The 12,234-nt window shown below is 46.1% G+C and carries 9 protein-coding genes and 1 pseudogene; 8 read left to right on the top strand and 2 right to left on the bottom strand.

Features of this window, described 5'->3' with window-relative positions; genetic code table 11:
- Nucleotides 1-5: 5 nt before the first annotated feature.
- Together O7C57_RS21770 and O7C57_RS20445 are read right to left on the bottom strand one after the other, a co-directional pair.
- On the bottom strand, nt 6-1,157 hold the full coding sequence (locus O7C57_RS21770; protein ID WP_048822807.1) for a GGDEF domain-containing protein: 1,152 nt from the start codon (nt 1,155-1,157) through the stop codon (nt 6-8).
- A gap of 163 nt (nt 1,158-1,320) precedes the next feature.
- Nucleotides 1,321-1,509 (bottom strand): hypothetical protein, encoded by a 189-nt coding sequence (locus O7C57_RS20445; protein ID WP_215941799.1) that lies wholly within the window; start codon nt 1,507-1,509, stop codon nt 1,321-1,323.
- A gap of 27 nt (nt 1,510-1,536) precedes the next feature.
- Here O7C57_RS20445 and O7C57_RS20440 point away from each other — a divergent pair, with 27 nt between their 5' ends.
- From O7C57_RS20440 to O7C57_RS20405, 8 genes and pseudogenes are all read left to right on the top strand, one after another.
- Nucleotides 1,537-2,256, top strand: coding sequence for an AraC family transcriptional regulator (locus O7C57_RS20440; protein WP_213899779.1), 720 nt, complete (start codon nt 1,537-1,539; stop codon nt 2,254-2,256).
- A gap of 104 nt (nt 2,257-2,360) precedes the next feature.
- The gene (locus tag O7C57_RS20435; protein ID WP_114139812.1) at nt 2,361-3,290 is read left to right on the top strand and encodes a DMT family transporter; all 930 of its coding nucleotides are present in this window, start codon (nt 2,361-2,363) and stop codon (nt 3,288-3,290) included.
- A 176-nt stretch (nt 3,291-3,466) separates the two neighbouring features.
- The gene (locus O7C57_RS20430) at nt 3,467-4,270 is read left to right on the top strand and encodes a LuxR C-terminal-related transcriptional regulator (protein WP_048822805.1); all 804 of its coding nucleotides are present in this window, start codon (nt 3,467-3,469) and stop codon (nt 4,268-4,270) included.
- Nucleotides 4,271-4,357: 87 nt separating this feature from the next.
- Nucleotides 4,358-5,611, top strand: a complete 1,254-nt coding sequence (gene tyrS / locus O7C57_RS20425) for a tyrosine--tRNA ligase (protein WP_048822804.1) — start codon at nt 4,358-4,360, stop codon at nt 5,609-5,611.
- 228 nt (nt 5,612-5,839) lie between these two features.
- Nucleotides 5,840-5,992: pseudogene (locus O7C57_RS21765) on the top strand (hypothetical protein); the annotation flags it as partial.
- Nucleotides 5,993-6,102: 110 nt separating this feature from the next.
- Nucleotides 6,103-7,143 (top strand): conjugal transfer protein TraF, encoded by a 1,041-nt coding sequence (gene traF, locus O7C57_RS20415; protein WP_001326396.1) that lies wholly within the window; start codon nt 6,103-6,105, stop codon nt 7,141-7,143.
- Between the two features lies 1 nt (nt 7,144).
- Nucleotides 7,145-8,578, top strand: a complete 1,434-nt coding sequence (locus tag O7C57_RS20410; RefSeq protein ID WP_000256129.1) for a conjugal transfer protein TraH — start codon at nt 7,145-7,147, stop codon at nt 8,576-8,578.
- 12 nt (nt 8,579-8,590) lie between these two features.
- Complete coding sequence (locus tag O7C57_RS20405) at nt 8,591-12,205, top strand: conjugal transfer protein TraG N-terminal domain-containing protein (protein ID WP_000534551.1); 3,615 nt, start codon at nt 8,591-8,593, stop codon at nt 12,203-12,205.
- The last annotated feature ends 29 nt before the right edge of the window (nt 12,206-12,234 follow it).

Here is a 12,234-nt window from a genome sequence, read left to right as displayed (position 1 = left end):
ATCAATCAACCCAAGACTAAGTTGCGCACGATGAGCTGGTTGCGTCCGCTATTTTTTGCTTGATAAAGTGCAGAATCGGCAGATTGAATAAATTTTTCAACAAATGCACTTACCTGAATTTCACGGCTGACGGACTCTGAAACAAGCTCAGTCACGCCTAAACTCACCGTCCATTTAACAGGTTGGCCATCGTCACTTAAAATTGTTGTCTCTTCTACACTACGCCTTATTCTTTCTGCCAGTTTTTCAGCCTCACTAGATTTTGTCTCAGGCATCACAATTGCGAACTCTTCACCACCGAGTCTGGCAACTAAATCATTTTTACGGGAGCTGTGAACGCACAAATCCGATAATTGCCGGATGACTCTATCACCAGTGGGATGGCCGTACGTGTCATTGATCCGCTTGAAATGATCGATATCCAGCATAATCAACGAACAACTCCGTTTAAAACTCACACTGTTCAACACCTCAAGCTTGATAAACTTGTCAAAAAATCTGCGATTAGCCGCACCTGTAAGCGGATCAGTTCTGGTTGATTTCTCAAGTGCGTTTTCTAGGATATGGCGATGATAATAACTCCATGAAAAAATGCCCATTACAAACACGGTTGCCAAACAAGACTGAAGAGATAACTGAATATACGCATCATCAGGAACATCGCCAACAATACCACCACTGCCCAGATAAAATGGGATCAGGAGTATCAAAGCTAATGAAGCAATCTGAAGGTAAAGCGAGAGGCCAAGCAAGATAAACAGTACAAAAAAAGGTGTTGTCACGATAGAGCTGATGATTGTCAGAAAGCTTATCTCGTCCATTCCCAAGATGAATGCCGATTGTAAACTGCAAATAGCAAGCGTCAGCAATATGATGAAAACTGAAACAAGATAATTATTGGTCTTCCAGAGCGCATATGCTGGTATTGCTAGCCAAAAGTAGAATGCATAATATCCAAAATGTATTTTTGATTTCTGGTCCGAGACTCCCCATTCAATCAGGTAATCGGCAAGCCCGAGAGGTATCAGTCCAATAAAAATGAGGGCGGTGTAAGATCTGTGATCATCCATCTTCTTTTGAAGATAGGAGCTGTTCATTTCCAATCGCAGAACATCGAGGATGTAACTCACAAAAGTTGACGCATCTTTTGGACTCATTTTGCTCCATCTACAGTTAAATTCTGTCTATCAAGATAACGAAGTATAATGCTGTTCTGAGGTGATTGTGGGCATAAACTGATTTTAAGGTGTCATGCCAAATGCGACGAAGACGTTAGCTCAAATCTGGTTGTGTCATCCTTAACTAATTATCACTCATTAATTACACTTTATGTACCATTCGATTGCGATACCAGCTTCCAGCCTTGACATGAGTAGAATCATCACTTTCAGAAAGTACCATTTTTTTGCATCGTGGGTTTGAGGCTAAAGTATGGATCGTCGCAATACACCAAAAGCTAACCCAAACTAAGTTAATAGTCGCTTGGTATTGTTTGATGATTCCTTCCATGCATAATAGCAGTGCGGTGCTAAATATGTGTCTACGCCTATGCCCAACCTTTTATCTATACGCTCATACAGCACTAAGTCGACCAATCACTCACATGGTTATTACCAATTAGTTCTACCATTACGTGGCGGAATTGTAATTGAGGTAGGCCAATTCAGCGGGAAAGTTGTTGCAGGTGAATGCGTTGTCGTTAGAAAACACGAAGCGCATCTTTTTAATGCTCATCCTGATGCTCTGTTTGTTGTCGCGGATATGGACAAACTTCCAGAAAATATTGAGCTTGATGGAAGTAGTGTTTTCGCAATTTCAAAATCCTTGTCTTGTTATCTGACTTTTGTAGAGGAGCAATTACAACACCAACTCAATAGTGACCTTGAATATGCGATGTTCAGTACTTTTTACCTTTTGCTCGCTGAACAAGAGCTACTGCCGAGACTGGATAATCGAATTGCCAAAGCTGTGCATCACATTCAACAGAACATACAAGAGACTTTAACTGTAAATCAGCTTGCTAAAATTGCATGTTTAAGCAGTACTCAGTTTAAACTTCTGTTCAAGAAGCAGCTTGGTTTTACTGTTCATGATTATGTTACCAAATTACGTATGGAGAAAGCACAGGCGCTCCTTAGACATACAGATTTCTCCGTTCAGCAAGTTGGTGAGATGGTGGGTTACCCAGAAAGCTCGACATTTAGTCGCAAATTCTCCCAGTATTACGGACTCTCGCCGCTGTTATCAAAAAAATAACTTGCGTCTATATCTCTAACAAATGCGTCCTTTTTGTCAATTTTTCCCAGACGGATATCTATACCATTATCTGAATTGATAGTCAGTCTATGCAGGTGATGAAGATGTTTATGACAACGCGTGCAAACGGAATGCTAGCAATTGTTATTGCGAGTTTTTTGTGGGGAACAACTGGCACTGCTGCTAGCTTTGCGCCTGATATCAGTTCTTTTGCTATTGGTGCATTTTCTATGGGATTTGGCGGTATTTTACTGTGTGTTAATGCTAGAGAGAGATTAGCTCAAGACTTATCCCGTATTCGAAAAACTCCTTTGAGCCTCATGCTAGGAAGCTTGTGTGTCGTACTTTATCCTTTGGCATTTTATACCTCTATGCGTTGGTCCGGTGTTGCTATTGGTACTGTCGTTTCGATTGCGAGTGCGCCTCTATTTGCCGCAATCATCGAACGTCTTTTTTGTAAAAAGACGTTCTCTTTGAAATGGCTATTGAGCTTTGTATTTGGTGCAAGTGGAATTGTATTGCTAAGTATAGGTAGAGCTGAAATAGATGCTCTCGAAGCAGATGAAATAACTCAGCAATTAGGAATATTCTTGGGGCTTATAGCTGGACTGACTTATGCTGGTTACTCATTTGCAGTGAAAAACATGATAAGCAAAGGAATGAACTCTAGATCTGCCATGGCTAGCTTATTTGGTATTGCAGCAATAATTTTGCTGCCATCTCTATTTATCACCGGAAAAAACCTATTTACCACCGTAGAAAATTCCATGGTTGCTATCTACATGGCTGTGGTCCCGATGTTTCTTGGTTATTTATTATACGGATTCGGCCTTCGCACCATTGATGCAAGTACTGCAACAATCATCACTTTAATTGAGCCTTTAATTGCTTCGATTCTGGCAGTATGGATTATCGGAGAGGAGTTTAAACCAATAGGTTGGATGGGCATGGGGCTTGTTTGTGTATGCCTGTTAATTCAATCTGTTAATGTAAAATTAAAACATCAAAACACTCAACTAAGAAAGGTTGGTTAAAGATTTATAATTTGGTTGTAAATATCCTTTAATCTACTGACTCCCATTTTTTATCTAAGAAAACGATCGATTGACTTAACGACCTTTCAAACTTGTGATTATGAGATAGTGCAGCCAGTGATTAAGGTGATAAATTAAGACGACGTTTTACAACTATTGATTGCGAACCTTGTCTTATGTCCGAATCGCAACTAAATACCTTACTCGCGGAAGCGATCTCATCTATAAGTTCGACACGATTTACGTTAAGTCTGATGCGATTTTTAAAGCTCCTAGGCTCCTACGATAACGCTGTGATTCTGGGATATGCAGCTGGTAAACATCCGGTATACCTATTTGATTCCCTTGAATCCAACAGACACCTGCTGTTTCAGCAGTACCTCACGAGCACTTTTCAACAAGACCCGTTTTATCACCAATTACTAACGCGCCAAGAAGGTGTTTTCAGCCTTAAGCAGGTCATCAAACAAAGGGAACATCAGGATTATTTGCATCAATTTTATTTGCAAACAGGCTGGCAGGATGAGTTATGTCTTTTGATTAACATCGGTGCAGAACGCGATGTGTTGATATTTCTCGGCGTTACCAATGAAAAGAGTCGTTTTACAGCTGACCAGCTCGTTTGTTTCAAACAACACTTTGCTGTGATCAAAGCTTTATGCCAACAACACTGGCAACATGCTGCCTTTAATTTGGCGCAATCATTCAACGAGATAGTTATCAGCCGAGCCACAATGAGAAGCTATGTGGATGAATCAATACAGACATTCGCTCAATCTGTATTGACGAAACGACAGCAACAAATTGCTAGCCTGCTGGTACAGGGTTTGGATAGCAGTGAAGTTTCAGCACAGCTTGGGCTATCAATTGGCACTGTGAAAAATTATCGCAAACAGATCTACGCTCAATTACATATCAATTCTTTAGGTGAGCTTTTCCAATTATTCCTCAATCATCTCCTGACACATGCCCCTGATTAATTTTCGAAACCATCCCTAAAGGGACATAGGCATATCAAAGTGCACTCATTAGTGTTGCCGTATTAACAGAACTAAGCGGGAAAAATTATGGATACGGCACTCTTGAGCGATTTAGAACGGCGTGGTTTGATAGCGCAATCGACAGATATCTATTCACTAAAAGTATTATTAAGCTCACCGCAAACCCTTTACTGTGGCTTTGATCCGACAGCGGGAAGCTTGCATATTGGTCACTTAGTGCCGCTATTGCTCCTGAAGAGATTTCAAGACGCCGGGCATAAAGTTATTGCTTTAATCGGCGGTGCTACAGGCCTTATCGGTGATCCAAGTTTTAAAGCCTCTGAACGCAGCCTCAACAGTACTTCGACAGTTGCGGGCTGGGTCAACGATTTATCTGTGCAAATTTTGAATTTACTACAACCACGGCTAAATCAACCTTTGCAACTTGTTAATAATGCCGATTGGATCCATCAACTGAACGTGGTCGATTTCTTTCGTGATGTAGGCAAGCATTTTTCGGTCAATAACTTACTTAACCGCGACTCAGTAAAACAACGTTTGCTGCGACCAGATCAAGGGATTTCATTTACAGAATTCAGTTACAGCTTGCTACAAGCTTTCGATTTTTCTGAACTCAATGAAAGGTATGATTGTCGCTTACAGATAGGTGGTAATGATCAGTGGGGTAATATCTTAAGTGGTATTGATTACACCCGGCGCAGAAATGGGCGTGAAGTTCATGGCTTAACTTTGCCTTTGATCACAAAATCCGACGGCACAAAGTTCGGAAAATCTGAAACCGGAACTGTTTGGCTTGATGCAGCCAAAACTTCGCCCTATGCGTTTTATCAGTTCTGGTTAAACACAGCAGATTCCGATGTCTATCGTTTTCTACGGTACTACACCTTTTTGAGCTGCGATGAAATTGACCGTATTGAAAATGAGGATAAAGCTAACCACCAGAAGCCTCAGGCCCAATATATTCTGGCGAAAGAACTGACTCAATTTGTGCATGGTGAAAACGGACTCCTGCATGCGCAACGGATCACTGAAGCCCTGTTCACAGGTAGGGTTCGGCAGCTTCAACTCAGCGAGTTAAAGCAGTTGGAACTGGATGGTTTACCAACATGGCATATAAGTAGCCATGATTTAACCGAAGCCCTGATAAAAAGTGGGTTGGCAGCGTCAAAACGTGCCGCGAGAGAATTGTTAGCAAGTGATGCGATTCGAGTCAATGGTGAAAAAGTTACGGCTGAGCAAAACGATTTGGGATTTGCGCTCTTTGACCAGTACTGGATCCTGCAAAAAGGTAAAAAACACTTTGCGTTGCTTAAACGTTAAAACAGCAAATTCAGGGCATGCATTGCAGGTCTGATCTGCATCAATGTCCGCAATTAAGACGTTGCGGACAGTTATTTTTCTACGACATTTAGTTCTTTCTTCGTCAGCTATTCGCTCATAACAGACGATCAAGTAACTGGATGATTGCTGAACATGGTGGTTCCGTGAAAATGCAACGGGTGGTAATCAACCAGTGATCGCGGTGGTAAATTCGGGTGCCGTTTTACACTCTACGTTGCATCCACCAGAGCGATGCGAATCCTTGCGTTGAACAGCGCTGTCGAGATGGTTATCCGCTACATCACCCAAAAACGCATGGTCGAGAAGCAGATGAAGATGGCCGCAGAAGCGACAGAAGTTGAAGAGGACACGACCAAATAGTTTGGTCAATTCTTTCACATGTGAAAGTTGACAAATAAAACGCTCTAAGCGCCCTAAATGGGCGCTTACACCTGCCTAATTTCACGCCTCCCACCTCTACCATATCGAGCATGGGAAAATACGTGCGTGAGACTATGAAAAAATCACCTTTGAATTTACTGCTCCTTGCAGCGCTCACGCTGGGGGCATCACACCAGGCTTGGGCTCAAGATGGCACAAGACCTGGTTTTTATGAGCGAAAGGAAGAGGGTTGGTTCTGGTACAAGGAAGAGCCCAAAGAACCAGAGAAAAAACCCGAAAAGCCCAAACCAAAGCCTGTGGCAGAAGCGAAGCCTACACAGCCTAAGCCTGCTGCTCCGCTTCCGAGCGGCCCAGAAATGTTCTCAGCGGAATGGTTCCGGGAAAACTTACCCAAGTACAAAGACCTTGCTTGGAACAATCCTACCGTTGAAAACGTCAGGACGTTTCTCTACTTGCAACGATTTGCGATAGATCGCTCTGAACAATTTTCCGATGCTACAGAGCTGGCGGTCGTAGGTGATCCTTTCTTGGATGAAATTACTCGACGTCCTGCTGCCACGTTTGCCTCACAACAAGTTGATCGTGACGCTGGTAACGCCAAAAACATGCTACTCAAAAGCGTAGCCGAACGCGTAGGGATATTCTTCTTCTACAAGTCCGACGATGACTACAGTGACTTGCAAGCACCGCTCATCAAGATGTTGGAACAAGGAGAAGGATTCTCGATCATTCCTGTATCTATGGACGGCAAACCACTCCCCAGTGGGCTTTTCCCCCATTACAAAACCGATGAAGGCCATGCCAAACAACTTGGTATCGTAACTTTCCCTGCTGTTTACCTCGCATCTCCAGACGGTCAGTTCGCTCCTATAGGACAAGGGCCAATGTCTCTTCCTGAGCTGAATCACAGGATTTTGGTCGCAGCAAAACGCAATGGTTGGGTCACAGACGAAGAGTTTAACCGTACACGTCCGGTACTCAACCTAGAAAACAACATAGCCGAACGCTTGGCCTCACCAGAGCTGGGCTCTGACCTCAAACAACTATCTCAAGCGAGCGGCGATAAAGACAACTTTGTGCCACCGGAACAACTCATGAAGTACATCCGGGACAAATTACAGGAGAACTAAGATGGTCACGCACAAGACATTAAAAAGGAGCCTGCTTGCCCTGAGTGTGGCGGCCAGTCTCGTCATGGCACCGACAGGGGCGATAGCCGCTAACGGCCTCCAATCACAGATGGACAAACTCTTCAATGAAATGAGCAACACAACACCACCTGGGGTTTATGAAAGCCAACGACGTGGCGTTTTAGCTGGTGGCCGGTTCACTGCAAAGACACGAATCTTCGACGAGAACCTGGTGAGCTTTGCCCCTCCATCATGGAAAGCTGGTTGCGGTGGTGTAGATCTGTTCGGCGGTTCGCTTTCCTTCATTAACGCGGATCAAATTGTCCAACTCCTTCGGGCTGTAGCAGCCAACGCCAAGGGCTATGCCTTCCAGCTTGCGCTCGATAACGTTTTCCCGGACGGAGCGAAGTGGATAGAGAACTTCCAGAAGAAAGTGCAAGCGCTCAACCAACATCTGGGCAACTCCTGCCAGCTCGCTCAAGGTTTCGTGAACGACCTAACCAGCGGCATGGACCTTAAACACAAAACTGATGCTTCTATAACCGCGACAACTTCCGGCCTGTATGAAGACTTCTTCGGGTCCAAGCAGGAAACCAGCGGCAAGAGTCCTCTGGAAGAACTGAAAGCCAACAAACCTGACGAATACAACAAGATGATTGGCAACATCGTCTGGAAGCAACTCAAGAGCAACAACGCCAACACCTGGTTCCAGTACGGGGATAACACCCTTCTTGAAGCGATCATGTCTTTAACCGGCACAGTCATCATTGGTGATCTGGTAAACGACCCGAACTCAACCGGCACTGGTGCGAAAACAACCCCTCTGACGACCCTACCAGGTAACAAGATCACCTTGTCAGACCTGATTTCAGGCGGTTCTGTTGAGATCTATTCCTGTGATTCTGATACGACCAACTGCCTGAGTGCTGGCTCCAGCAATAAAACTGTCGTGCTCAAAGGTATCAAGAACCAGATCACCGATATGCTGTTAGGAACAAGCTCTACACCTGGTGTGATCTACAAATACGCAACGAACTCTGGAACCTTAACCGACCCAGAAAAGGCCTTTGTTTCTAACCTCCCCGGAGGGATTGGCACCATTGTTCGTAACTTGTCTGTCCTTTCACAGGACGGCGCTAACCTGTTCGCAACAGAGTCATCAGGAGCGATAGCCCTGACCATGATGTATAGCTTCTCGGAAGAGTTCTTCCGCGCAGCTCGCATTGCGATGGCTAACAGCAAATCACCCTACAAGAAAGAGGCACTAGAGCTTCTCGCGCAATCGCAACAGCAAATCCGTGCTGAATACACAATCCTGTCCTCTCAATACGGCGATCTGGCAAGCCAAATTGAGAAATACAACAACCTACTGGACAACATCCGCAAGCAAAAATACATGCTGGCAACTTTGTCCAATCCTCCTAGCACGAACTAAGGAGCTATTGGAATGGGATCTTTTTCAATCCACTCTATCGGTGACTCTGCTTTTCTGGAGCAAATCCTGATTGCAGTATCAATGATCACCGGCACCGGGGATTTCGAGAAGATGGTCAGTATTGGCCTGCTTCTTGGGGTCTTGATGATCTGTATTCAGTCCGTCTTTCAGGGCGCAAAGCAAATCAACCTCCAGCAAGTGCTGGTAGGTTGGATTCTATATGCCTGTTTCTTCGGCCCAACCACAACTGTGACTATCGAGGACGCTTATACAGGGCAGGTTCGAGTCGTCGCCAATGTCCCTATTGGGGTAGGCTTTGCTGGAGGTGTCATATCCAACGTGGGATACACCATCACCAATTTGTTTGAAACTGGATATGGGGTAATCGTACCCAATGTCACGGAAAGCCACTTTTCCGAAACACTGAAACTGTTGAATGACGTCAGACGGCGAGCCTATGACACAGGAGTTTTTACTGCGCTTAACTCAGCAAATGGAGGCGGCTATGTTGACGTGAGGCGTTCCTGGAACAATTACATTCGGGAATGCACGTTAACCAAAGTCGATCTCAACCTAATGTCCCTTGATGAGTTGATGAACCGTTCAACTGACTCAGCTTTGCGATTCAACTCACAGCTCTACGGAACTAGGTTGTATTTGTCTACAGCAAACCCTGACGGCGCTGACTACACATGTACTGACGGATGGGTGGCTATTAGCACTGCAACCGCCAACCTAAGCAGCCCGGTTGTTGTTGATGCTCTTAACAGCCTACTGGGTATTGACACGTCAACTGGAGACAACGCTCTAACGAAGCTGACCGATTCGCTTCAAGCGATGGGTGCCACAACTACGTCATCAATCGACTATCTGAAAGCCGCCGTTCTGGAGCCCCTCTATTATGAAGCCGCAGCAGGACGTTATCAGGACCTCCAGGATTATGGCTCTGCATTGATGGTCAACCAGGCTATTCAGCAACGGAACACACAGTGGGCCGCAGAGCAGTCGATGTTCATGACCGTCGTCCGACCAATGCTGACGTTCTTTGAAGGCTTTATTTATGCTATAACCCCGATCATTGCTTTTATTATCGTGATGGGCAGCTTCGGCCTCCAGTTAGCCGGGAAATATGTACAAACCATCCTCTGGATTCAGCTATGGATGCCAGTCCTCTCAATTATAAACCTGTTTGTTCATACCGCCGCGTCAAATGAGATGTCTAGCCTCAGTGCTGGTGGTCTCAACTCCATGTACGCTCTTTCCTCAACTGGAGATGTTCTGCAACACTGGATTGCAACCGGCGGCATGTTGGCTGCGGCCACTCCGGTGATTTCCCTGTTTATCGTCACAGGTAGCACCTACGCCTTCACCAGCTTGGCATCGAGAATAAGTGGTTCTGACCACGTTGACGAAAAGATGCAAACGCCAGATCTACTCAAGCAAGGTCCGGTTATGCAAAGTCAGCCAGCGTACAATCACAACCAGTTCAGTGGTGCGATTGCAAACGGCGCAGAAAGCATGATCAGTACCTTCTCGCTTGGCTCCACCTTAGCATCAGGCGTGAGCTCCGCACAGGCATTACAAAGTCAGAAATCGGAGGCTTTCCAAAGCACTCTTGGTCGAGGTTTTTCTGATGGAGTAAGTCAGGATCAAGCCTATTCAAGACTCTCCAATGTCGGGCGCAACGTTTCGTCGCAAAACACAGCTCAAAGCCAATTGATCAACCAGCAAGCCAAGAACTTCATGGATAAGTTCCAGGTGGATGATAGCCACTCTGATGCTGTCAAAGGTGCTTTTGCCATGCAGGCTATGGGCACACTCGATGTTGACGAAGCTGCGTCCATGCTTATGCCTATGGTTGGCAAGGCCAGGGCAGCAATGAAGGCCGCTGCTGGTGTGAAATCAAACAGTACAGCCCTAGTTCCTGCTGGTGGTAATGGCGAATCAGGCGGCGGCAGTGATGTCCTGGACATCAAAGCGCAAGCGAAGGGAGCAACAGAGTCATCAACTCAAGACTCTTCAAGCTGGTCAGCGAGTGATGTGTCCCAGTTCATGAAGGGTGTGAGCTATTCGCAAACCGATAGCCAGGCGTTGACAAATCAATTAGCGCAGGGTTTCAGCCGTTCTGGAAGCGAGTCATTCAAGCAAACCTGGGGCGATAGCTTATCCCAGAACCTATCCAAGTCCGCTTCGGAACTGGTGTCTGCATCGGACACCTTCACAACAATGAGTCAGCTCCAAAACCAAATGGGCTCCATGACTAATACCGACTTTAAAACTCTCGGTGGTGCAGTAGCACAAACCCCTGCGGCCATGAACCAACTGAATGACTATTTCCGAAATGCCGCGCCGCAATCGGTTAAAGACGAGGCGGCTTCACTACAGCAAAGATACCAAGCCTACGGAATGTCTCCTCAAGTGGCCCAGGCAGCAGCGCGAATGACAGCAATGACCAACTCCAAAAATTACGAACAGGGTAAGGAGCTTGGCGGGTATCAAGCCGCACTACAGGCGATCAATACCGCGTCCGGTCGCAACGGAGCATTTAGTGGTGATGCTTACGGAAATAACGGCATTGAAGGCCCGAATGTTCAAGGCCTACCAGGTCAGGTTCAAGGGGCTGTAGGCAGTGGACCTAACATCCCAACCGGATTCCGGGAGAATGTGGCTGGGATGGCTGGAACTAATCCGGCATCAGAAGCTGGGCAGTTACCAACGAATAGCCCCCTTGTTCAAAATGAACATGCAGCCGGTACGTCAGCTCTTCATAACCAAGCACAGCAAACAGAGCGAAATGTATCTGCTCCTGAACTGAAAAAAGCCCAAGATAACCTTATGAACTCGCTTCCGGAAATGTCTTGGAGCGCTTCGGCGTGGGGAGCGTGGGACAACTCCAGTGATTGGATGGGCCGCAGAGCTGAACAAGCAGGTGGAGCTCTCATTGCTGGTGGTCAAGCTGGCGCTGATGCGTTCTCAAGAGCGATGGATCAAATGAGAACGATGACACCTGAACAACGCGACCAATTCATCGCGGCCACTCAACGCGGCGACCAGGCCGTGCAAGAGGAGTTTGGCTGGGCCGGTGATGCGATGGTCGGTATGGCTAAACTTGGCCGCAACGTCATGGGAGCTGCTGCAAGCGGCTATGATGCAGCGAAGGAGTGGTTAACTGGTAAATCTGATCTATCGGAAGCCGCTAAAGGGATGAGCATTGAGGAACGCGGCGCGTTCTATGCAGCAGCGCTATCCTCTGCCGCAGAAGCTGGTGGTGGAGCCGCGCAGCAGTTTATGAACCAGTACGGTGATGAGTTCAAAGAAACGATGCAGTCTATCGCTCAAAGCCGTTATGGGCTGACTGAATCCCAAGCCGCTGTTTATGCCGAATCGTTTGACACAAACGAAGGTCGCATGAACCAGGCTGTTCAGAATCTGAAAATGGAGTATGCAGAACGTAACCCGGATGGCTCACCGATGATGCAAGGAGGTCAGCCTGTTCTTTCTCAGCAAAACGAAGAGTTTACGGACAAGCTGGTAAACGTATTGCAGAACTCGACGGAAGCTGGAGACCGTTCAGGTAGCTATTTGACTGCCGTCAGGGGGTACAACATAGCAAATCAAAGGTTCTAAAAGACCAACCAAATAATAAGGGGGCCAGC

Source organism: Providencia sp. 21OH12SH02B-Prov (genome assembly GCF_027362595.1).
Lineage (GTDB): Bacteria > Pseudomonadota > Gammaproteobacteria > Enterobacterales > Enterobacteriaceae > Providencia > Providencia zhejiangensis.
The sequence above is the reverse complement of the archived record's forward strand: the minus strand, read 5'-3'. Positions and strand labels throughout refer to the sequence as shown.